Here is a 21,538-nt window from a genome sequence, read left to right on the forward strand (position 1 = left end):
GGGTCACTCCAAAATATTATGGGCAAATTGTGCACGCTTCTTGCATTGCTGGTGAGGTTGTATTCATATGGATAAAAAAAAGGGGGATAGCGCCATTGGCATTTGATGAAATGATCAAGGCGGACGGCAGTCCGCGCGGGCCGTATGACAAGTTTTTCGAGTGGTATTCCAGTCAGGATCCCAAGCATCTGATTGCAAAATCACGCGATGCAGAAACAATTTTTAGGCGAACCGGCATTACATTTGCCGTTTATGGTCATGAGGATTCGTCTGAGAAACTGATCCCTTTTGACCTCATCCCGCGCATTATTTCGGCGCAGGAATGGCGCAAGCTGGCGCAAGGCATAGAGCAGCGGGTTTTGGCGCTGAACGCTTTTCTGGATGACATTTACCACAAGCAGGAAATCATCAAGGCAGGTCGTATTCCCCGCGAGCTGATTGAAAACAATGATGCCTTTCTGCCGGAAATGATCGGCTTTCGCCCACCCGGTGGGGTTTATACCCACATTGTCGGCACCGATATTGTCCGCACTGGCGAGGGTGAATTTTACGTGCTGGAGGACAACGCCCGCACGCCATCCGGTGTCAGCTATATGCTGGAAAACCGCGAAACCATGATGCAGATGTTTCCTGAGCTGTTTCAGGCCAACAAAGTGCAGCGTGTTGAAGATTACCCCTATCTTCTGCGCCAATCGCTGGCATCTCTGGCTCCTCCCGGCTGCAAGGGCAAGCCGCGTGTGGCGGTGCTGACCCCCGGCATTTATAATTCGGCCTATTACGAGCATTCCTTCCTTGCCGATATGATGGGTGTTGAACTGGTGGAAGGCTCAGACCTGCGCGTCATTGATGGTAAGGTGAAAATGCGCACCACGCGCGGCTATGAGGCCATTGATGTGCTCTATCGCCGCGTCGATGATGATTATCTGGATCCGCTGACCTTCCGGCCAGATAGCTGCCTTGGCATTCCCGGCATTATGGATGTCTATCGCGCTGGCAACATCACCATCGCCAATGCGCCAGGCACCGGTATTTCCGATGACAAGGCGATCTATTCCTACATGCCTGAAATCGTTGAATTTTACACCGGCCGCAAGGCGATTTTGGAAAACGTGCCCACCTGGCGCTGTTCTGAAGCTGATAGCCTGAAATATGTGCTGGAGCATCTGGAAGAGCTGGTGGTCAAGGAAGTGCATGGCTCTGGCGGCTATGGCATGTTGGTGGGGCCAACGGCCTCGAAAAAAGAGCGCGCTGCCTTTGCTGAAAAGCTGAAGGCGCGTCCCAGCAATTACATTGCCCAGCCCACGCTGTCGCTCTCGACCGTGCCGATTTTGGTCAACAAGGGTATCGCGCCCCGGCATGTCGATTTGCGCCCCTATGTGCTGGTTTCTGACAAGGTGAAGATTATTCCCGGTGGCTTGACCCGCGTGGCGCTCAAGCAAGGATCACTGGTGGTGAATTCCAGCCAGGGTGGTGGCACCAAAGACACCTGGGTATTGGAGGACTGATGGTTATGCTCGGAAGAACGGCGAACGGGCTCTACTGGATGTTCCGTTATATTGAGCGCGCGGAAAATATCGCGCGTCTGGTGGATGCGGGCTTGCGGGTGTCGCTGACCCGCTCAGGTGCCACGGATGAAGACTGGAATGGCGTTTTGCAAAGCGCCGACGTGCTGGATATTTTTCTGCAAAAATACGACACGGTTACGGCGGCGGATGCCATTGATTTTCTGCTGCGCGATCAAACCAACCCATCCAGCGTCATGTCCTGTGTGGATTCAGCGCGCAACAATGCCCGCATGGTGCGCACCGCGCTGACGCGCGAAACATGGGAAGCCACCAATGAGTGCTGGATTACCATGAAGCAATTGCTGGCCCGTAAGATGAAGTCGGCCGATCTGCCCGAAGCCATTGATACGGTCAAGCGCAGTGCCGGTCTCATTCGCGGGGCGTTCCATGGCTCGATGCTGCGCAACGAGATCTATAATTTTGCGCGGATCGGCACATTTATGGAGCGGGCGGATAACACCAGCCGCATTCTGGATGTGAAATATTATGTGCTTCTGCCAGCAGTCACGCAAGTGGGCTCGTCGCTGGACAACATCCAGTGGGAGTCGATCCTGCGGTCTGTTTCGGCTCATCGCTCCTATCGCTGGGTCTATGATGGCGAGTATCTGCCTTCCAATATTGCCGATTTTCTGATTTTGAATGGGCAGATGCCCCGCTCGCTGGCCTATTCCTATGAGAAGATTGTCAGCAATCTTGGCTATATTGCCAAGGAATATGGAGAGCGGCTTCCCGCCCATAAAACGGCGGATGATATTCGCGCATCCTTAAACTCCACCAACATTGCTCAGATCATGGATTTGGGCCTTCACGAGTTTCTCGATAATTTCATCGCTCTCAACAACAAGTTGGGGCAGGAAGTTACCGAGGGCTACCGGTTCTACAGCTGAGGTGGGCACAATGCGTTTGAAAATCAAACATGTGACGGAATACCGCTATGACGAGCCGGTTCAGTTTTCTCTGCAACGGCTGCGCCTGACGCCTGTTGAAGGGCCGGGCCTTCGTGTCTTGTCGTGGAATATTGCCGTGGATGGTGCCAAGGTTGAGGCTGGCTTTAATGACCAGTTTGGCAATCACACCCATCTGGTGTCCTATGAGGGCGAAAGCAGCTCGGTGCGGATTGTGGCCTCCGGCGAGGTAGAAACCGAGGATCGGGCTGGCGTCTATGGCCCGCATGTTGGCTATGTTCCGCTCTGGCTCTATCTTCGCGATACGCCGTTCACCAAAGCCGGAAAGCTGACAAAGGAACTGGTCAAAAGTCTCGAAGGCGACACCGATCTGGCCAAAATGCACGATTTGATGGGCAAGCTGCATCAGCAGGTGCGCTATGTGCCGGGCACCACCAGCACCGAAACCACCGCCGAGCAGGCGCTGGAGGCTGGCTCCGGTGTGTGTCAGGATCACAGCCATATTTTCATAGCAGTAGCCCGGTTTATGCAGTTTCCAGCGCGCTACGTGTCTGGCTATCTGAAGATGGATGAGGTGGAGGAGCAGGTGGCAACCCACGCCTGGGCCGAAGTCAATCTGCCGGGTCTCGGCTGGGTTGGATTTGACGCCGCCAACAACGTCTGCCCCGATGACCGCTACGTGCGTTTGGCATCGGGCCTTTGCTATACCGACGCCGCGCCAATTTCCGGCATGCGCATTGGCATTGCGGATGAAGAAATGAGCGTGGTGGTGACGGTGACGGATCAGAACCAAAGTCAATCGCAAAGCCAGTCACAAGGTGAGTCCAAGGGTCAATCCCAAGGTCAATCATCTGGCCAGAGTTGAGATCAGAAAATCCATCACGGCCCTAACGCGCGGTGCACGGCGAATATCGTCGTGCACCAGCATCCACAATTCGCGCGGCGGCGGGGTGAGGGCGCTGGTCAGCTTTTTCAAACGCGGATCGCCATCGCCAAGATAATCGGGCAGGAGCGCGACGCCCAAGCCTGAGGCTGCCGCTTGTGCCTGCGCCTGTGCATCACTGCTGCGCAGCACCACCCGTCTTGCTCCAAGCTGTGCCAGCAACCACGTTTGCTGCGGCATGGAATTGTCTTCTTCGTGATAGGTGATGAACTCCCAGTGGTCTTCCGCTGCCTGATAGGTGTGGTTTGCAAAAAAGAAGAACGGAATATCGCGCAGCTTGCGCGCAATCAGCCCCGGCGTGTTGGGCCGCGAAAGACGCAGCGCAATATCTGCTTCTCCCTTGTTGAGATTGGCGAAGTCTTTTTCTCCCGTCAGCCGGATATCGATGTCGGGATAGCGTTGGCGCAGTGCGAGAAGGCGCGGGGCCAGCGCCATTGTGGCAAGGCTTGGGGGTGCGGAAATATGCACCACCCCCGCTAAGCTGTTGCCAGCCCCATGGGCGGCCCGCTCAACGCTTGCCATCGCTTCTTCCACCGGCGTGCCAAGGGCCGCCAGCCTTTTTCCCACAGGCGTCAGCTTCACCTCGCGTGCAAGCCGCTCGACCAGTTTGACGCCCAGATCCTGCTCCAGCGTGGAGATGCGGCGTGCAACCGTGGTGTGATCGACATGCAGCGTGCGCGCTGCCGCCGAAAAGCTGCCCGCTTGCGCCACAGCCAGAAAGGTGCGGTAATCATCCCAGTTCATCGGGGCATTTTTCCATAGGTACTGTGCAGTTTTCTGCAATTTCACCCATGTTAATCCAGCGCTATGTCATTTGCATGCGAATTTACACAAGGATGCTGATGATGAATGAGGTGATGGAATTTGACATGCCCGGTGACGCACAGGTGCTGACGCTCGCCAATCGCCCGCTTGCAGCGCTTGAACCCGGCGAAATTCGCCTGCGCCAGACGCAGATTGGCGTGAATTTCGTGGATATTTATCATCGGCAGGGCCTTTATCCCTTGCCACTGCCTGCCGTTCCGGGTGTTGAAGCCGTGGGTATTGTCGAGGCGGTGGCCGATGATGTTCGTAACCTTCACCCCGGAGATCGCGTGGCCTATGCCTGTCTTCCGGCTGGCAGCTATGCAAGTTTTCGCAACCTTCCGGCATCCATGGCGATTCCGCTTCCCGATACTCTGGATGATCGGGCGATTGCGGGTTCTTTCCTGCGCGGGCTAACGGCCCATATGTTGCTGGAAACGGTCACATCGGTCAAACCGGGACAGACAGTGTTGATCCACGCCGCAGCCGGTGGCCTGGGGCTGATCTTGACCCAATGGGCCAAGCAAAAGGGTGCCACCACCATTGGCACGGTCAGCACCACGGCCAAGGCTGATCTGGCCGTTGCCCATGGTCTGGACCATGCCATTGTCTACACTGAAAGCGATTTCGTGGCGCAAACGCTGCACCTGACGGACGGCAAGGGTGTTGATTATGTCATTGATGGCATTGGCGCAGATGTGTTGCTGGCGAGTTTTGCAGCGCTCAAACCGTTTGGCATGGTTGCCTCAATCGGCCAGACGGCAGGGCCTGTTGCGGCGATTGATCCCAAACTTCTGACAAACCGCGGCTTCATGCGCCCAAGCATTCTGGCTCTGACCGCGGATAAGCAGGCCTATCGGATAGCAGCAGAGGCCTGGCTTACCATGCTTGCCGCCGGCATGCGCCTTGAAGACGGCCATACCTATCCTTTGGCTGAGGCGGCAAAGGCCCATCAGGATATGGAGCAAAGACGCACAACCGGGCCGGTGCGGCTATCAACCGGCAATGCTTGAGCCAACGGTACAAAATCGATTCCGCTTTGCGAAAAGATAGGATAGATTCTGTCGCAAATCAGGGCAGACGCAATGTTGTTTGGGCAATCCATCTTTCAATCCGTTGTGGAGCGGCTTTCTCTCGAAGAGGAGGAAAAGCCCGACGATGCTTCCGTGGCGAGGGCCTATCGGGTTTCCGGCTTGAGCACGGGCTTTGTGCAAGACAATGGTTTGATGCAGCAGGCAGCAGCGGATTGGGCGCAAGATCAGTATCTTGATCTGATGAGCGATGACATCTTGCAGCCTGCTCCGCCCGCGATACCTGAGATGCCTGCGCATCTTGGTCGCTTGGGTGCGTCTGAGATTGCCGATGATCTGGGGCTGAAAGACGCCGACGATGTGGCCGCGCTGCAAGCCAAGCGACGGGCGTTTGCCATGACCAATCACCCGGACCGGGTTCATGCGGCCTTTGCAGAGGCTGCCCACACCCGCATGACAATTGCCAACCAACTGGTGGACGAGGCGCTGCAAAGGCGTGCCTTGCGCCATGGGTGAAAGTCTCGGCCTACTGCATAATTCCTTAAATCGGAATCGATTGAAGGAATTATGCAGCAAATTAAAACTGTTACAGCGCCGAGATCAGGAACAGGCGATGACAGGCTTAATCAGAAATGCATCGCAGCATTTCAATCAGTTGATCGCGCTTTTCATGGCCGCCAAGCCGACCTATGAATCTGTCTTCATGCTCGCGCCATTTGGGCATGAGCGATTGCAGAAAAGCCGTGCCCGCATCCGTCATATGCAGAAAATAGACGCGCCGGTCGGTTGCTGATTTTCGGCGCTCAATCAGGCCTTTTTCCTCAAGACCATCGACAATTGCCACAAAATTCGCCCGTTGAATGGAAAGAATTGCAGCAACATCGCTTTGCCTCAGGCCCGAATTGGCAGCAATGATCGATAAAACCGAAAAATCGGCGGGGCGAATGCCTTGATCGCCCAGAACATCCTGAAAATCTTGCGCTATTGCAAGTTGCGCCCGTCTCACGCGAAAACCAAGAGATATTTCCAAAACTGACTGATCGACAACCCCTTGCCGATCCGCAAGTCTCTCTGCGGACATATTTAAATTGCTCATAACCTTTTAATCAAAACCTCCCCCACATAAATGCAGCGTCCCACAACGCCACACGCCAGAATTTTTCCTCAGCCACCAATTCTCGCATCTTCTTCTGTACTATTCTCGATAGAGCGAGGCAACATGCTTCTCTTTCTCGATAGTTGTTTAATATATCTAATTTAAGCTATAGCTGCGCTGCGCACAGCCTGTTTGGGAATGTTGAAAACAGAGCACCTTCTGTGGAGCAAATGCAAATTCACCATTGAAGAGACGAGAAGACTAGGCTATTAACCGCTTCGCACCGTAGCGTGAAACGCTGAACGCACCCGTAGCTCAGCTGGATAGAGTGTTGGATTCCGATTCCAAAGGTCACAGGTTCGAATCCTGTCGGGTGCGCCATTTTTTCTAGTGCATTGAAACGCCAAAAAATTAAGGTTTCTGTAGCGCGGCGCGACCTTTGGCACAAATTTGTAATAGCTTTGTGACACGACAACACAAAACGCCGCGACCTTTTTAAGCTGCGTCTGATTGCTTTCGGGTGATCAGGCGGAAGTCCATACTCAAACCGTTCACAACGCCGCGAATGATCTCAGACCACTTTCACGGTATAAACAATCACGACGCTGATCCAGTACCCCTCCAGATGTATCTTAATTCAAAGATCTTTATAGTTTTTGTAGCAGATAAGTTGCATGCGGTTTGAAAAACGTGAGATGGCTTGCCGCTGCATCTTCGGTGTGTCATAGACAGGCTCACCGTAAGCTTGAAGAACCATGCTTACGTATATTTTACGATGTGTTTCGTCTTGGGCAATATCAGCTGCAAGTTTCATAGTGTCTGTTAGATCTACTTCGTGTTGACGAAGCTCCATGAACTTGGCTGCAAATTTCCCCATATAAGCACAAGTTGAATCTTCTGCGGCGTTAACCGGAAATGCGAAAGCTATCAATATTATATGAAGTAAATATATCCGCATGACTACTCGCTAGCTTATGAGTTTGAAAAAACAGGGCAACAACTAATTTTTGCGATTGCTAGGGAGTCTAATCATTAAATACCTTCAAAAAAGCAACCTAGTTTTCGTCTAATTTGTGGTGTGGCTCGACCTTCTGGACAGAATGGCGTTAGCTTCTGGACGTGAAAACGAATTGGGAAGCCTTGAAATCTTCTACTGCATAATTCCTTAAATCGGAATCGATTTAAGGTGAAAATTATGCCGCAGATTTAAAACGTTACAGCATCCTTTGTGCACCATGTATGGCGCACGGTGCTGTAGGGTTTATCGAAACGACATTGGAGCGAGGAGGCTTACCAGCTACCGGCCAGGGCTTTGCCTGTGAGTTGCACCTGCCTTTGGTTCCCGTATTCATCCGCCACCGTCATAAACGGCATCATTTTCTTAGGCGCTTTGCGAAACCAGATTTCGGCGAGGCGGGCGAGGTCGCCGATGGCGTTTGCGTCTTTCCAGCCAGCAAAGCGGCGGGCGGTGGCGTTTGGGGTGGAGGCGTAGAAGAAGTCGCCGGAGGTTTTGAGGTCGTTGACGCTGGCAGTCATGGCGCTCAGGGGTTTTTGGAACATTTTGGCCGGAAGGGTGACGCCATCGGCGCTTAACGTTGGGGCCATGAAATCGAGCGCCCAGCCGTCTGCCTCAATCCAGCAATGGAAGTTCTCGCCATCGCCCGTCACATAGCCGTCGTCCTTATGATCGGCAAACAGCAGGACGTGATTGTCGAGGCGGTAGGCTGCAAGGCCGCTTTTGGGGGTGGCGTTGATTTTAAAATGCTGTTTCAAAAGATAAGAGCCGAAGACGCTGAAATACATGCTGGCCGTGGCTGGATTGGCTTTTTCGCTCAAAAGCAGCGAATTGATCACGCTATAGATACGGTGATAGTCGGTTTGCTTGATCAGCATGTCTGGCAGGCCTTTTTGGGAATTGTAAACGCCGAAAAGGCCGGATCTACCGGCCTTTCCTGATATTATCGTGATCGCTGAATTTTAGCGCTCGCGGCGCTGACCACCGGCACCAGCGCGGGCTGGGCCGTCCTGGCGAGGGCGGTCTGGGCGGCGGGCCGGGCGGTTGCCGGGCTTGCGGTTGCCGCCGGGACGGGCCGAGCGGTTCTCGCCTTCGCCGCCGTCTTCGCGGGGACCACGGTTTTGTGGGCGGCCGTGGTTGCGGTTGCCCGCACCGGCGTTGCCACCACCGCCGCCGCGACGGGCAGGACGGGCAGGGCGGCCACGATCCGCCGGGGCTTCGCCGCTGGCTACGGCAATTTCAATGCCCATCAGGCGCTCGATGTCGCGCAGCAAGCGGATTTCATCGGGTGCGCAAAAGGCAATGGCAATACCATCACGGCCAGCACGGGCGGTACGGCCAATGCGGTGCACGTAAGCGTCTGGCACTTCCGGCAGGTCATAGTTGAACACGTGACTGACGGCTGGGATGTCGATGCCGCGGGCGGCAACGTCGGTAGCCACCAGAATCTTGATCGAGCCATCACGGAAGCCTTTAAGGGCGCGTTCGCGCTGGCCCTGGCTCTTGTTGCCATGGATGGAGGCAACCGAATGGCCGGTCAGTTCCAGATGCTTGGTCAGCTTTTCAGCGCCATGCTTGGTGCGCAAAAACACGATGGAACGGCCATCTGGGTTCTCGGCAAAGGATTTTTTGACCAGCTCGGTCTTGTGGTTCTGACCATTGACGAAGTGAACATATTGCTCAACCTTGTCGGCAGCCTTGCCCGGAGGGCTGACTTCAACCTTGGCCGGGTCTTTGAGGAAGCTGGCAGCCAGATCGGCAATCGCCTTTGGCATGGTGGCCGAAAACAGCAGAGTCTGGCGCTTTGGCGGTACCATTTTGGCAATCTTGCGCAGATCGTGGATAAAGCCGAGGTCCAGCATCTGGTCGGCTTCGTCAAGCACAAGATATTTTACTGCGCGCAGCGAAATGGCGTTGCGCGAAATCAGGTCCAGCAGACGGCCCGGTGTTGCCACCAGAATGTCGGTACCTTTTTCCAGCTGAAGCTGCTGCTTGTTGATGGATGCGCCGCCAACCACCTGATTGATCTTCAGCGGTGTTCTGCGAATGAAGCTGCGCAGATTGTCGCCAATCTGGTTGACCAGCTCGCGGGTAGGAGCCAGAATCAGCGTGCGGGTGGTGCGGTTTTCAGGACGGCTTTGGTCCTTGAGCAGCATTTCAATCAAGGGCAGGCCGAAGGCGGCGGTTTTGCCGGTGCCGGTCTGGGCCAGACCAATCAGGTCGCGGCCTGACAGAACAACGGGAATACCCTGTTCTTGAATTGGTGTTGGTGTATCGAAATTCATGGCGGTCAGCGTGGCAACAATATTTGCCGAGAGGCCAAGTTCGTTAAAACTGGTCAATTCATTTACCTTTTCGGGGCGCCAAAACAAAACTCCACCATCGCCTCATTGCGATCGCGGTTGTTTTAGCGTCAAGAACCCCGCGTGATTTGGGAACTTGTCAGTTGGAAGACTGCTTTCAGGCGCGTTTGGCTGCCGTTGCAGCCATATATAGGGCGCCTCAAGACCTTCTTTGACTACTGGGAGGAGTAGCAGGGCGCGCTCACGCGGCGGCCGGAAGGTTTAAAGCTGACGTGCATTTGCTCTTTTCGTCAGCCGTTGTCAAGTGCCCGCCGGTTTTTAGAGTTTGTCAGGGAAAAGTGGAATCCGGTTTTCCCGAACAGACAAACGAACAAAAGGATAGCGAGAGTCTGGCTGGTTCAATTTGAATCTGACAGACTCTCGCCTCGGGCACCGATATTTTCGATGTCATGGAGCGGCGTTAGCGAGGGCAGACCTGCACGCGATAGGCATCACCCCATTCATTGTGACGCCATTCATAATGGCAGGCGGGCACATAGACCGGACGATAGTAGGTTCTATAGACTGGTGGCGGTGGTGGTGGTGCTTCATACACCGGATAGGCATAGGCGGGGCGGCGCGCTTCATTGATCAAGGCACCGCCGATAATGCCGCCGACGGCACCTGCGGCAACACCACCCCAAAAATGGTCATGGGCCTGCGCCGCTGGCGCAGTTGCAACGAGAGAAAGCCCAACCATAGATGTGGCCAGACCCGCAGACATAAATGTACGAAATATGGACATGACCTTGTTCCTTTCAAAGCCCTACTTCGAAGATATGGGCATAATCTGATCTCGAAACACGGCAGATTAATGATCAATCTGTGGCAGAGAATTTTAAATCTATGTCATGTTTTTCGCACTTACAGTTGTTTTCACAAAGTAATTCGCTCGTTGGGGGGAATGAAACGGATGGTTAATAAGGTGTTGTTTTTCGAAGGTTACTCTGTTTAGGTCTTTGTGGGGTGACGGGTTGGTGTTCTTGCAAACTCAAACGTAAAAGGGGGGCGCATTGCCGGTGGAAGGAGGACTTCTCGCCATTGCGTGCGAAAAAATCGCAAAACTGGACGTTCCTGCCTTTATCAAGGACAGCGAGTTGCGGTTTGTTGCGGTTAATCCGGCGTTTGAGGCATTTTCGGGCTATGATCGGGCTTCTCTTTTAGGTCATGACATGGGCACATTGACCGGAAGGCCAGAAGATTGCGCCTGGGAAGATATGGAGCGCCGCGCGCTGGTGTTTGCCGATGAGCAATTGGCGCTGTGTTTCGATGGGAGTGGGCAGGAACATTGCCGGGTACAAATTGAGCGTTTTGTGACCGAAGATGAAAAGCTCTTCGTGTTTGGTGTGTTTCGCGAGCGCCCCAGACAATCAAAAGGACGGCTGTTAAAGCGTAGCCGCCACGCGCCACCTGTTGATACTGTGCCGGCAAAACTGCTTGCCGCCAATGATACCATGCAGCCGACCGCAGATTTTCCGGCCTTGCTGGATGCTCTTGCCACCGGCGTGTTGCTGCTGGATGGCGACCTTCGGATCGCGTATTTTAACCATGTCATAGTCGATATGTTTGCCGCCATTGGCCATAGGCCAAGGGCAGGGGACGGGTATCTGACCTTGGTGGATGCCATTCTTGCCGAGAAAGGGCAAGGCGCACAGATCGATCGTCAGGGTCTCGTCGACCTGGTCATGACACGTGACGTGGCTGATAAAGAAAGTTTGGCTGCGCGTCGGATTCCTTTGGGCAAAAGGATTGTTGATATCAGCCGCAAGACTTTGCCCTGTGGCAATATTCTGTTGCAAATCAGCGATGTCACGGATTTGCAGGCTTTTGAGCACGAAAGTCTGCTGTATCGCAGCGTGTTGGAAAATGTGCCAGAGCCGGTTTTTCTGCGCGATAGCGCGCGGCGGCTGATTTTTGCCAATGCGGCCTATGAGCAAATGTTGGGTGAAGACCGAACCCGCTTTTACGGCATGACCGAAGACGAAATGTTTTTGGAAAATGGCGCGCAATTGCGCAGCGAAAACGACAGTGTTCTTGAAACGGGTATGCAGATTGAGCGCGAGCAGGTTATTACCATGCCCAATGGTGTGGCCGTGCCGTTGCTCACCAGTCTGCACCGCATTGAGGATGGCGATGGTGCGCGCTATATCGTGGGGACACTTGCCGATATTTCGATCCTGAAAGTCAGCGAGCGCGCTCTTGTGGAAGCGCGGGCGCAGGCGGAAGCGCTTTACCAGCAATTTGAACGGATTTTGCGCACCATGCCCATCGGCGTGGTTATCTGGGATCAGGATCTCACCATCAGTTTTGCCAATTCAAAGGCGCGCGAAATTGTCAATTGGCCTGATGACCGGCCCATCAATGGTGTGTCTGGAGCGGATTATATCCGTCACGCCTATGACAATGGCTGGCCTTTGATCGCTGAAGGTGAGGATCTGGATGCGCGGATTGCAGCGCGATGTGCTGAAATCAAACAGCTTAACGGCACCCAGCAATATGAGAGAACGCTGGACAATGGCTGCCATGTGCTGGTGAGCATGACATCTCTGGAGCATGGCCAGATTTTGGTAACCTACACCGATTACACCGAAAAGCATTTGCGTGAGCGGGAAATCCGGGAAGCCAGAGCCCGCCTTGAAGATGTTGGCACTTTGCTGAAAGAGGCCTCACAGGTGATGACGCAAGGCCTTTGCGTGGTGGCAAAACATAAAATTCTCTATGCCAACGACAAGTTTGCCGAAATACTGGATCTTCCCGCCCCAATGGTTGCCCAAGGGGCTGATTGGCAAGCGCTTTATGACGCTTCCATGCACAATGGCGCGTTCGAGACTGAGTTGGCAGAGCTTCTTGCTGACATGACATCGCGCCTTGCCAATGAGAAAAGCGCAAGCGGTGTGCTGAAGCGGCATGATGGTGTCTGGGTGAATTTGGAAGTGTTGGTCAGTGGTGAAGGCCGTTGGCTGTTCGTGGTGCGCGACATTTCCGATGCAAAAAATCGCGAAGCGGAGCTAACCGCGCTGGCATCGCAGGCGGAGGCGGCTGACAAAGCCAAATCGCGCTTTCTGGCCAGCATGGGGCAGGAAATTCGCACCCCGATGAGCGGTGTGCTGGGCATGGCCGAATTGCTGATATCATCGGATCTCGATGCCCGCCAAAAGACATTTGTTGATGTTATCTTGAAATCTGGTCGATCTCTTTTGACCATTATCAATGATATTCTGGACTTCGCCAAGATTGATGATCGAAGCCTGTCCTTGCGCAAAGCCCCTTTTGATCCGATGGCGGCGGTGGAAGACGTGATCCTGCTGATGGCCGGTCGGGCTGCGGAGAAGGACATAGAGCTGCTGGTGCGCGGTCATGGTGGCATCAAGCATCTGGTATCGGCGGATGCGGGGCGTTTTCGGCAGATTTTGACCAAGCTTGTTGATGAGGCCATCAAGGCAACGGACAAAGGCCATGTGCTGGTGGAGCTGTCCGAGCAAAAGGAAAGTGATGACCTGCTGTGGCTGACCCTTCAAGTTGAAGATACCGGCCGCGGATTCACGCCAGAGCAGCGCAGCCTTGCCTTTTCCAAGTTTTCGCAATTCGAAGAGCCGCCTGTGTTTCATAAGGGCGGTGCCGGTCTGGCGCTGTCCATCGTTGGTGGATTGGTGGAGTTGTTTGGTGGCACCATTGGCATTCTGAGTGAACCGGGTGAGGGGGCCGTGATCACGGTGCGCTTGCCGCTGGCCATTGCCGGTGAGAAAATATCGGAGCGTTCAGCCTTGCATTTGCAAGGCAGCAGGGTTTTGGCATTGGCAGAAAATGCGCTGTCTTGCAGCATCCTCAACGATCAATTGGCCCAATGGGGTTTTGATGGCGTAGCACTTACCGAGCCGGAAATTGCCTTTGGCGTATTGCGCGAAGCGATTGTGGTTGATCAGGTCATTGAGGTGCTGGTGGTGGATGTTCAAAAGGCCGGAGATGCAGCGATAGATTTCATCCGGCGCGTGCGACGTGATGGCCTGTTTAACCGCCTCGCCATTCTTGCTCTGATGCCGGGGAACCTGTCAGGCTTGCATGACGAGCTTGGGGACATGAATGTTCAGGCGCAATTGCACAAGCCCGTCGCCGATACTCTGCTGCGCAACGCAATTTCGGATGTGTTGAAGGCGGCAAGGCGGGCCTTGCGTCATGAAACGCCGCAAGAAGAAATCGTGAGGGTGAAGGGCCCACTGCATCAGATGGCCAGCAGGCTCTTGCCGTCGCAGCCCAGCCAGACCGTGATGATCGTCAATGCAAGTGACGTGGAAGGTGATTTTTTCCGCCACACCTTGTCGGAGGCCGGAATTGGCTTTCAGCTTTTTGCAAGCCAGGAGCAGGCGTTCAGCCTTTGGCAGCAACAGCGTCCGCGCGTGATGCTGATTGATTTGACGCAGGACGATGCGGGTGCTTTCGAGTTTCTAAGCTTTGTGCGGGCGGAAGAAGGCCGCACACCACATTTGCCGCCGACCGCTTTGATCGGACTTGCAAGCCGTGCAGTTGAGAATGATAGCGCGGTCTATCTCACCGCAGGCCTTGATGATCTGCTGGTCTTGCCGCTCAGTCCTGCCAAGCTTCTGGCGTGTCTTCAGCACTGGTCGGCAGAGCATCATCCACAGCCACAGATGGCGCTATCGTGAAATGCTGCCGCACAGCATTTCACGCTTTCCCGCAAAACCTTTGCGGCGCTCCACCTGAAAGCCTGCCGCCGCCAGATTGCGCCGCACGAAACCGGCTGCGGCATAGGTGGCAAAGCGACCACCATCGCGGGTGAGCTGGCAAAGGCGGGTCATCAGCTCAATCGACCACATGTCGGCATTGCGCGATGGCGCAAACCCATCCAGATACCAGGCATCGAACGGCTCTTGCCAGCTTTTGAGCGAGGTCAGCGCATCACCACAAACCACCACCAGCCGTGTCTGGTCATCCAGATCGAGCTGAACCTGACCGCTGGGAGCCTCAGGCCAAAGCGATACGAGTTTCTGTCGCTCAACATCAATTTCCGGCCAATGGGAGAGGGCGCGGTCAATATCCTGCCCCTGCATGGGATAGAGCTCAAATGAGGTAAAGGTGAGTTTTTGCCCGGGCTGGCGGTAGAGTTTCCACTGCCGCCATGTTTCCATGGCATTCAGGCCAGTGCCGAAACCAAGCTCGCCGATGCGGAAATCCTGCGCGCCGTGCCAGCGCTGTGGCAGATCATTGCCCGCCAAAAACACATGGCCGCATTCCAGCCTGCCATCGGTCTGGCAGTAAAAATGGTCGCCAAAAGCGGTGGAATAGGGCATATCGCCCTCTTGCCAGGTCAAGCTCTGGTGCGTTGCGGCAATTTCGGATTCTGAAGTGGAGTGTGTCATGACAAATGGCGATAAGATGGCTTTGCGCTTTGGTCAACTCTCTACCGATCTTCTTATTGTTGGCGGCGGCATTATGGGCCTTTGGGCGGCGCGTTTCGCGCTGGAAGCGGGGTTGCGCGTCACATTGGTGGATGCAGAGCGCATTGCCAGCGGGGCCAGCGGTGGTTTGCTTGGCTCGCTCATGCCCTATATGCCCGATAGATGGTGCGAGAAAAAGCAATTCCAGTTTGATGCGCTGCTATCGCTGGAAGATGAAGTGGCGCGGCTGGAGGCGGAAACCGGGCTCTCCGTTGGCTACCTGCGCGCAGGCCGGTTGATCATGCTGCCCAAACCGCATTTGCGCACCATTGCGCTTCGCCACGAAAAAGATGCGCAAACCGCCTGGCAGACGCCCACCCGCAGCTTTGCCTGGCAGGTGCTGGATCAATCACCCTTTGGAGCGGATTGGCCAGACCCCAGCTATACGGAGGGCGGATTGGTGCATGATACGCTGGCGGCGCGCGTGTCACCGAGAGGCCTGACGCAGGCCTTGCGGCAGGTTTTGATGGCATCACCCCGCTGCAAGATTATCGAGGGCGCAGCAGTGAAAGGCTTTGATATCGCGCAGCAGCAGGCCTTGTTGCAAGATGGCCGCAAGATTGCCTATGGTCATGTGATGATTGCGGCGGGCACCGGCTCATTTCCGCTGCTGGAGGCCTTGGTGCCACCGCAGCCGCAGCCTTTGGGCATGGCCGTGAAAGGACAATCGGCGCTGTTGCAGGCCAAAATTGATCCAACCCTGCCGCTGTTGTTTCTCGATGGCGTCTACATCGTGCCCCATGATGACGGACGGGTGGCGATTGGCAGCACCAGCGAGAACCATTTTGAGGCCCCCTTCAGCACCGATGAGCAGTTGGAGAGGTTGATCGAGCGGGTTGGCATCATGGTGCCCGCCTTGCGCGATGCACCGGTTGTCGAGCGCTGGGCGGGTCTGCGTCCCAAGGCCATTGACCGCGACCCCATGATTGGCCCGCACCCGGAGCATCCAACAGTGCTTGCGCTTACAGGCGGATTTAAAATCAGCTTCGGTCTGGCCCATCGGCTTGCGCAAGCGGCGCTTGCTCCGCTGCTGGGGGCTTCGCTTTCGGCACAATCATTCGGCCTGCCTGCCGGGTTTACGCTCCGGCATCATCTTGAGGTTGCTTCACGCAAAAAGTGAAATCCGGTTCTTGCCGTTTTCGTCATAGTGTCATGCAAATCGCCTATCTCGAAGAGAAAGCGGGTCTTTGACCCTTGCTGATTCGATGAGCCGAGGAGGCAAACTGCATGCGTTACTCGATTTGTTATACACCTTCAGCGCGTGATCCCCTGACGCTGGCCGCAAGCAGCTGGCTGGGGCGCAGCGTCTATTCCGGCGAAGCGGTAGAACACCCTGAGGGCATCGGTTTGAGCCAAAGTGAGATTGCCTTTCACACCGCTTTGCCGCGCCGCAATGGTTTTCATGCCTGCCTGAAGGCTCCTTTTCGCCTGCATCCTGATGTGAGTGAGGCGATGTTGCTGCGCGAACTGATGCATTTTTCCGGCGTTGTCGAACCCTTTGCCCTGCCTGCGCTGGAAGTCGGGCGGCTGGGGGATTGTTGCGGCTTGATGCTCAGCCATCAATCGGTGCAGCTTGATCAATTGGCCTCTCTGGTGATGCAGAATTTTGATCAGTTTCGCGCGCCCCTCACAGAAGCCGAAATTGACCGCATGGCACCGGAACGCTTGAGCGCGCCGCAATTTGCCAATCTCTACCGCTGGGGTGATCCGCATGTGCTGGATGAATATCGCTTCTACCTCCCCTTGACCGGCCCACTCTCGACCCACGACAGGGAGCGGGTGCAAAAGGCCACCAGCAACTATTTTTCCACCTATCTCGTTCAGCCGCCAGTGTTTTCCAATCTGGCGCTGTTTGTGGAGCGTGAGCAGGGCGCGCCATTGGTGGTGCATTCGCTGCATCCCATGGGGCGGGTTTCGGCACGCAAGATTGCCTAGTGGTTTGTCAGGGAAAAGTGGTCACCGGTTTTCTGATCAGGCAAACTCAAACAAAGAAGTTCATAGTCTCTCGACAAGGTTCTATCGCAGTGCTTAACCTTTGATCTCCCGAGATATAAAGGTGACGTGATGCAGGATAAAGCCTACCCCCGCGATCTCATTGGTTATGGTCGCCACACGCCCGATCCCAAATGGCCGGGCGGGGCCAATGTGGCGGTGCAATTTGTGATCAATTACGAAGAAGGCGGAGAAAGCTGTATTCTGGATGGCGATCCCGGTTCGGAAAATCTTCTGTCCGAAATTGTTGGTGCGGCAAGCTGGCCTGGCCAGCGCAATCTTAATATGGAATCGATTTATGAATATGGCTCTCGTGCCGGTTTCTGGCGCTTGCACCGGATGTTCACAAAGCTGAATCTGCCTGTCACCGTTTATGGTGTCACACAGGCCATGGTGCGCAATCCGGACGCAGTGGCTGCCATGAACGAGGCAGGCTGGGAAATTGCCAGCCATGGATTGCGTTGGCTGGAATATAAGGATTTTCCAGAAGACGTAGAGCGCCAGCATATTCAGGATGCCGTCAGGCTGCACACGCAGGTGGCTGGCGAGCGGCCCTATGGAATGTATCAGGGCAAGCCATCAGACAACACGCTCAAGCTGGTGATGGAAGAGGGCGGTTTTCTCTATTCCTCCGATAATTATTCGGATGATTTGCCGTTCTGGGTGCCGGATCATCATGGCAAGCCATTTTTGATCATTCCCTATACGCTGGAAACCAACGACATGCGCTTTGCCACCCCGCAAGGCTTCAATTCCGGCGATCAGTTTTTCACCTATCTCAAGGATGCGTTTGATACGCTCTATCAGGAGGGAGAAGAGGGGGCACCGAAAATGATGTCCGTGGGTCTGCATTGCCGTCTCGTCGGGCGTCCCGGACGGGCCGCCGCTCTCAAGCGATTTTTGGATTACGTGCTGTCGCATGACAAGGTCTGGGTGCCGACGCGGTTGGATATTGCCAAACACTGGCATGAACATCACAAGCCAAACTGGTAAGTGGTGCAACAGGGTTGCTTTTGAGTGTAGCGCGTCAAACACGCGCTACAGAGAACCTTTGTGCAGCATATAGAGCCACGCCTCTGTAAAATTTGCTTCAAAAGTGTGTGCATTTCCTGCAAAAAAATGTTTTTTGAGAGGATTATTTAATTCTCAAACGCTACCGCATAATTCCTTAAGTCGGAATCGATTTAAGGAATTATGCGGCAGATACGCTCTGCTGCAAGACGGAGCCGTTATTTACTGCCAGAGAACCGTTTTCAATGAACGAGCATGCCGCGGGATCTATACATTCGAGGCCATTTTTAATTGCGACCATTTGTGCTGCCATGTTTGTTGGTCTTGCGGCCTGGACTGAGCTTTCCAACTGGCAAACTCAGGTGTCGCGCATCAATTCCTATCTGGAGCAAACCGCTAAGGCGATTGCTCAGCACACCGATGATGTTATCGAAGTGGCAAAGCAGCCTTTGGTGGGGTTGGTGCTTCAGGTTCGCAACAACAATGATACGATGTTGCAAAAGCTCGAACTGATGCGAACGATGCGTGAGGTGACCCGGAACTCACCTTACTTGCGCAGCCTGGCTTATCTGGGTGCGGATGGCCGATTGATTGAATCCACGACAAATGTCTTTTCTGCGGGTGTCGATTTATCCGACCGGGCCTATTTCATCCATCACCAACATTCCGAGGATCTGAGCCCACGCGCCGATGGGCCTTTTAAAGGCCCGGTGACCAATGAATGGTTTATGACCCTGTCCCAGCGCTTGAATGACCGCGAGGGACATTTTGCAGGCGTCATGGTTGCCACCATTGATATCAGAATGTTTGTCAATTTTTTCAAGGGCTTCAGTTTTCCGGGAGAGGCGACGCTCGCCATGATTGATGGTGATGGCCGTCTGCTTGTTCGCTCGCCGATGGATGAGAGTGCGTTAGGCACGAATCTGAGCCAAACGCCATTCTATCGAGATGCACTGCTGGCAAAAGGCAGCGGAAACTATCCTTATCGGTCTCCATTTGACGGTGTGTTCAAACAATCCGGCTATTATACCAGTCAGGCAACCCACATTGCCGTGCTTGTTGCGATCCCTCAAAAAGATATTTTATGGTATTGGGTCACGGTTTCCAAAACCAGATGGCTGTTTTCCTTGGCGGCCATCTGCGCGGCATTGGCCATGGCCCTGCGGTTGAGGCACAATATGGCCATGGCGCGCCGCAACCAGCTGATGATTGCGGCACGAGATGCCGAATTTCAGCTGATAGCCAATGCATCGTCTGACCTGATCGAAAAGCTGGATGATAACGGCCTTCGGGAATATGTGTCGGCGGCCTCCCGATCGGTTCTGGAAGTTGATCCGGGCGATATTGTCGGCAAAAGTGTGCTTGACGGTTATGATGCCGAGGTAAAGCAATATTGGTCCGAGGCGCTGGCCAATATTGCTGCCGGGTCTTCCATCGAGAGGCTGGTTTTCCGACGAACCAGAAAGAGTGGCGAAACAGCGTGGTTGGAAACGGTGATAACCCGTGTGCGCCATTTTGATGTTGGCGGCGGCATGGTTGCCATCACCCGCGATGTCACCAGTCAGCGTTTGCTGCAAGAAGAGCTGGACCGACTGGCCAATACGGATGAATTGACCCAATTGTCAAACAAGCGCCATTTTAATGCACAGTTGAGGCTGCGAACGGCAGAAGCAAGAGCAAATGGCCAGCCGTTTTCCCTTTTGCTCATGGATGTTGATCGCTTCAAACTGTTCAATGACACCTATGGACATTTGCCCGGCGACACCTGTTTACGGCGCATTGCGGCTGAAATTTCGACAAGCATTCGCCCCGGCATGGATCTCGCGGCCCGATATGGTGGTGAAGAAATTGCGGTGTTGCTGCCTGGCCTTGGCGAGGATGAGGCCTGGGATAGGGCCGATATGATCCGCCAGCGCATCGCCGCTCTCGAGATCGAGCACGCAAAAAACCTGCCTTGGGCCTGTGTCACGGTGAGCATCGGTGTCGCGACGCTTGCGGTTGAGCAGAATGAAAGCGATGAGGCTCTGATCGTGCGGGCTGATCAGGCTCTCTATCAGGCCAAAAATTCCGGGCGCAACACGGTTCTTGGCGGTCAAGGCCGCGTCACTGAATAATTGCTTAAATCGATTCCGATTTAAGCAATTATGCAGAAAGCTTTCCCCGGCTGGCCGGGGAAAGCTGTGCAAGACGTATGCGTGATCAGGCGTCAAGCGTTGCCATATCGATCACAAAGCGGTAGCGGACATCGCTTTTCAGCACACGGTCATAGGCTTTGTTGATATCTTTGATATCAATAATCTCAATGTCCGAGGTAATGTTGTGCTTGCCGCAGAAATCGAGCATTTCCTGCGTTTCCTTGATTGAGCCAATCATGGAGCCAGACAGGTTGCGGCGCGCAGGAATGAGCGAGAAAGCGTGCACCGGCACTGGCTTTTCCGGAACGCCCAGCAGCACCATGGTGCCATCCACCTTGAGCAGGTTGAGATAGGCATTCCAATCAATATCGGCACTGACGGTGCAGATAATCAGGTCAAACGTACCTGCCAGTTTTATAAAGGTCTCGGCATCGCTTGTGGCGTAATAGTGCTTTGCACCCAGCCGCAGGCCATCTTCTTTCTTGGAAAGTGTCTGGCTCAAAACTGTAATCTCGGCACCCATGGCGGCACCAAGCTTGACGCCCATGTGGCCAAGGCCACCCATGCCAACGATGGCCACCTTTTTGCCAGGGCCTGCCTGCCAGTGGGCAAGCGGCGAATAGAGCGTAATGCCAGCGCACAGCAAAGGTGCCGCAGCATCAAGTGGCAGATTGTCGGGGATGGACAGCACATAGCCTTCCTTGACCACGATGCTGTCAGAATAACCGCCCTGGGTCACGGTTTTGCCATCGGCTTCATAGCTGCTGTAGGTTTGCACCAGACCGGGCTGATATTGTTCGGTGTCAACATCACGGGTCTGGCAGTGGACGCAGGAATCCACAAAACAGCCAACACCAACGTGATCACCAACCTTGAATTTGCTGACCTTTGAGCCAACCGCCGTCACAACGCCCGCGATTTCATGGCCGGGGACCATCGGGAAAATCGAGATGCCCCATTCATTGCGCGTCTGGTGAATATCTGAATGGCATACACCGCAATATTTGATGGCGATGACCACGTCATCATCATTCGGCTCACGACGCTCAAAGGTGAAGGGTTCAAGCGGCTTGGTGGCATCGGTGGCAGCATAGCCTTTTGCAATAGGCATGGGAAATCCTCTCGGAAGATGAGGTAAAGAAGAGTGAATGGTGTTGCGTAGCAAGGATGCTACAAAATTCACTTGCCGCATATAGGGCGCACAAAACTCGCAACAAGGGGCGAGGGGATGAGTAGCACAAATTAT

18 protein-coding genes and 1 tRNA gene are annotated in these 21,538 nt (G+C 54.5%); 11 read left to right on the plus strand and 8 right to left on the minus strand.

Features of this window, described 5'->3' with window-relative positions:
• Positions 1-95: 95 nt before the first annotated feature.
• Genes E6C51_RS00805 through E6C51_RS00815 form a run of 3 tightly spaced genes read left to right on the plus strand, consistent with a single transcriptional unit; the run spans position 96 to position 3,335 of the window.
• Complete coding sequence (locus E6C51_RS00805) at positions 96-1,505, plus strand: circularly permuted type 2 ATP-grasp protein (protein WP_190234706.1); 1,410 nt, start codon at positions 96-98, stop codon at positions 1,503-1,505.
• Between the two features lie 5 nt (positions 1,506-1,510).
• Positions 1,511-2,452 carry an alpha-E domain-containing protein gene (locus tag E6C51_RS00810; protein WP_146933832.1) on the plus strand — a complete coding sequence of 314 codons (942 nt, stop codon included), beginning with the start codon at positions 1,511-1,513 and terminating at the stop codon, positions 2,450-2,452.
• A 10-nt stretch (positions 2,453-2,462) separates the two neighbouring features.
• Positions 2,463-3,335, plus strand: coding sequence for a transglutaminase family protein (locus E6C51_RS00815; protein WP_190234707.1), 873 nt, complete (start codon positions 2,463-2,465; stop codon positions 3,333-3,335).
• On the opposite strand, the gene E6C51_RS00820 is transcribed toward E6C51_RS00815, so the two are convergent.
• Positions 3,318-4,157 (minus strand): LysR family transcriptional regulator, encoded by an 840-nt coding sequence (locus E6C51_RS00820; protein WP_146933085.1) that lies wholly within the window; start codon positions 4,155-4,157, stop codon positions 3,318-3,320. The genes E6C51_RS00815 and E6C51_RS00820 overlap by 18 nt on opposite strands.
• Before the next feature lie 101 nt (positions 4,158-4,258).
• Here E6C51_RS00820 and E6C51_RS00825 point away from each other — a divergent pair, with 101 nt between their 5' ends.
• Both E6C51_RS00825 and E6C51_RS00830 read left to right on the plus strand, forming a co-directional pair.
• Positions 4,259-5,230, plus strand: a complete 972-nt coding sequence (locus E6C51_RS00825; RefSeq protein WP_190234708.1) for a quinone oxidoreductase family protein — start codon at positions 4,259-4,261, stop codon at positions 5,228-5,230.
• Positions 5,231-5,302: 72 nt separating this feature from the next.
• Positions 5,303-5,764, plus strand: a complete 462-nt coding sequence (locus E6C51_RS00830) for a hypothetical protein (RefSeq protein WP_146933089.1) — start codon at positions 5,303-5,305, stop codon at positions 5,762-5,764.
• Positions 5,765-5,870: 106 nt separating this feature from the next.
• Here E6C51_RS00830 and E6C51_RS00835 read toward each other — a convergent pair whose 3' ends face one another.
• Positions 5,871-6,329 carry a MarR family winged helix-turn-helix transcriptional regulator gene (locus tag E6C51_RS00835; protein WP_230987010.1) on the minus strand — a complete coding sequence of 153 codons (459 nt, stop codon included), beginning with the start codon at positions 6,327-6,329 and terminating at the stop codon, positions 5,871-5,873.
• A gap of 319 nt (positions 6,330-6,648) precedes the next feature.
• Here E6C51_RS00835 and E6C51_RS00840 point away from each other — a divergent pair.
• Positions 6,649-6,725, plus strand: a tRNA-Arg gene (locus tag E6C51_RS00840).
• Between the two features lie 256 nt (positions 6,726-6,981).
• Here E6C51_RS00840 and E6C51_RS00845 read toward each other — a convergent pair.
• The 4 genes from E6C51_RS00845 to E6C51_RS00860 all read right to left on the minus strand — a co-directional run bounded on the left by E6C51_RS00845 (position 6,982) and on the right by E6C51_RS00860 (position 10,446).
• A complete protein-coding gene (locus E6C51_RS00845; protein WP_190234709.1) occupies positions 6,982-7,302 on the minus strand; it encodes a hypothetical protein in 321 nt (106 codons plus the stop codon).
• Between the two features lie 332 nt (positions 7,303-7,634).
• Complete coding sequence (locus E6C51_RS00850; RefSeq protein WP_190234710.1) at positions 7,635-8,237, minus strand: DUF2026 family protein; 603 nt, start codon at positions 8,235-8,237, stop codon at positions 7,635-7,637.
• 84 nt (positions 8,238-8,321) lie between these two features.
• The gene (locus tag E6C51_RS00855) at positions 8,322-9,701 is read right to left on the minus strand and encodes a DEAD/DEAH box helicase (RefSeq protein ID WP_186827714.1); all 1,380 of its coding nucleotides are present in this window, start codon (positions 9,699-9,701) and stop codon (positions 8,322-8,324) included.
• A 421-nt stretch (positions 9,702-10,122) separates the two neighbouring features.
• Positions 10,123-10,446 carry a hypothetical protein gene (locus E6C51_RS00860; protein ID WP_146933101.1) on the minus strand — a complete coding sequence of 108 codons (324 nt, stop codon included), beginning with the start codon at positions 10,444-10,446 and terminating at the stop codon, positions 10,123-10,125.
• Positions 10,447-10,720: 274 nt separating this feature from the next.
• Between E6C51_RS00860 and E6C51_RS00865 the strand changes: the two genes are divergently transcribed.
• Complete coding sequence (locus E6C51_RS00865) at positions 10,721-14,362, plus strand: PAS-domain containing protein (RefSeq protein ID WP_230987039.1); 3,642 nt, start codon at positions 10,721-10,723, stop codon at positions 14,360-14,362.
• On the opposite strand, the gene mnmD is transcribed toward E6C51_RS00865, so the two are convergent.
• Positions 14,354-15,076, minus strand: coding sequence for a tRNA (5-methylaminomethyl-2-thiouridine)(34)-methyltransferase MnmD (gene mnmD / locus E6C51_RS00870; protein WP_190234712.1), 723 nt, complete (start codon positions 15,074-15,076; stop codon positions 14,354-14,356). The genes E6C51_RS00865 and mnmD overlap by 9 nt on opposite strands.
• Between mnmD and E6C51_RS00875 the strand changes: the two genes are divergently transcribed.
• The 4 genes from E6C51_RS00875 to E6C51_RS00890 all read left to right on the plus strand — a co-directional run bounded on the left by E6C51_RS00875 (position 15,075) and on the right by E6C51_RS00890 (position 20,271).
• Positions 15,075-16,274, plus strand: coding sequence for an NAD(P)/FAD-dependent oxidoreductase (locus tag E6C51_RS00875; RefSeq protein ID WP_190234713.1), 1,200 nt, complete (start codon positions 15,075-15,077; stop codon positions 16,272-16,274). The two genes, mnmD and E6C51_RS00875, sit on opposite strands and share 2 nt — an antisense overlap.
• 107 nt (positions 16,275-16,381) lie before the next feature.
• Entirely contained in the window at positions 16,382-17,089 is a 708-nt protein-coding gene (locus tag E6C51_RS00880; RefSeq protein ID WP_146933109.1) for a DUF1045 domain-containing protein, read from the plus strand.
• A gap of 129 nt (positions 17,090-17,218) precedes the next feature.
• Positions 17,219-18,139: an allantoinase PuuE gene (puuE, locus tag E6C51_RS00885; RefSeq protein WP_190234714.1), complete on the plus strand. Its 921-nt coding sequence runs from the start codon at positions 17,219-17,221 to the stop codon at positions 18,137-18,139.
• A 329-nt stretch (positions 18,140-18,468) separates the two neighbouring features.
• The gene (locus E6C51_RS00890) at positions 18,469-20,271 is read left to right on the plus strand and encodes a sensor domain-containing diguanylate cyclase (RefSeq protein ID WP_190234715.1); all 1,803 of its coding nucleotides are present in this window, start codon (positions 18,469-18,471) and stop codon (positions 20,269-20,271) included.
• Positions 20,272-20,356: 85 nt separating this feature from the next.
• Here the strand turns inward: E6C51_RS00890 and E6C51_RS00895 are convergent, their stop codons facing one another.
• Positions 20,357-21,403 (minus strand): NAD(P)-dependent alcohol dehydrogenase, encoded by a 1,047-nt coding sequence (locus tag E6C51_RS00895; RefSeq protein ID WP_190234716.1) that lies wholly within the window; start codon positions 21,401-21,403, stop codon positions 20,357-20,359.
• Between the last annotated feature and the right edge of the window lie 135 nt (positions 21,404-21,538).

The organism is Gillisella terrae, from assembly GCF_004801395.1.
GTDB lineage: Bacteria > Pseudomonadota > Alphaproteobacteria > Rhizobiales > Rhizobiaceae > Allorhizobium > Allorhizobium terrae.

What these genes read in the sequence shown, in the direction of transcription:
- E6C51_RS00810 (WP_146933832.1), top strand. Translation starts at nt 1,511, where the DNA reads ATGCTCGGAAGAACGGCGAACGGGCTCTACTGGATGTTCCGTTATATT.
- E6C51_RS00815 (WP_190234707.1), top strand. Translation starts at nt 2,463, where the DNA reads ATGCGTTTGAAAATCAAACATGTGACGGAATACCGCTATGACGAGCCG.
- E6C51_RS00820 (WP_146933085.1), bottom strand. Translation starts at nt 4,157, where the DNA reads ATGAACTGGGATGATTACCGCACCTTTCTGGCTGTGGCGCAAGCGGGC.
- E6C51_RS00825 (WP_190234708.1), top strand. Translation starts at nt 4,259, where the DNA reads ATGAATGAGGTGATGGAATTTGACATGCCCGGTGACGCACAGGTGCTG.
- E6C51_RS00830 (WP_146933089.1), top strand. Translation starts at nt 5,303, where the DNA reads ATGTTGTTTGGGCAATCCATCTTTCAATCCGTTGTGGAGCGGCTTTCT.
- E6C51_RS00835 (WP_230987010.1), bottom strand. Translation starts at nt 6,329, where the DNA reads ATGTCCGCAGAGAGACTTGCGGATCGGCAAGGGGTTGTCGATCAGTCA.
- E6C51_RS00845 (WP_190234709.1), bottom strand. Translation starts at nt 7,302, where the DNA reads ATGCGGATATATTTACTTCATATAATATTGATAGCTTTCGCATTTCCG.
- E6C51_RS00850 (WP_190234710.1), bottom strand. Translation starts at nt 8,237, where the DNA reads ATGCTGATCAAGCAAACCGACTATCACCGTATCTATAGCGTGATCAAT.
- E6C51_RS00860 (WP_146933101.1), bottom strand. Translation starts at nt 10,446, where the DNA reads ATGTCCATATTTCGTACATTTATGTCTGCGGGTCTGGCCACATCTATG.
- E6C51_RS00875 (WP_190234713.1), top strand. Translation starts at nt 15,075, where the DNA reads ATGACAAATGGCGATAAGATGGCTTTGCGCTTTGGTCAACTCTCTACC.
- mnmD (WP_190234712.1), bottom strand. Translation starts at nt 15,076, where the DNA reads ATGACACACTCCACTTCAGAATCCGAAATTGCCGCAACGCACCAGAGC.
- E6C51_RS00880 (WP_146933109.1), top strand. Translation starts at nt 16,382, where the DNA reads ATGCGTTACTCGATTTGTTATACACCTTCAGCGCGTGATCCCCTGACG.
- puuE (WP_190234714.1), top strand. Translation starts at nt 17,219, where the DNA reads ATGCAGGATAAAGCCTACCCCCGCGATCTCATTGGTTATGGTCGCCAC.
- E6C51_RS00890 (WP_190234715.1), top strand. Translation starts at nt 18,469, where the DNA reads ATGTTTGTTGGTCTTGCGGCCTGGACTGAGCTTTCCAACTGGCAAACT.
- E6C51_RS00895 (WP_190234716.1), bottom strand. Translation starts at nt 21,403, where the DNA reads ATGCCTATTGCAAAAGGCTATGCTGCCACCGATGCCACCAAGCCGCTT.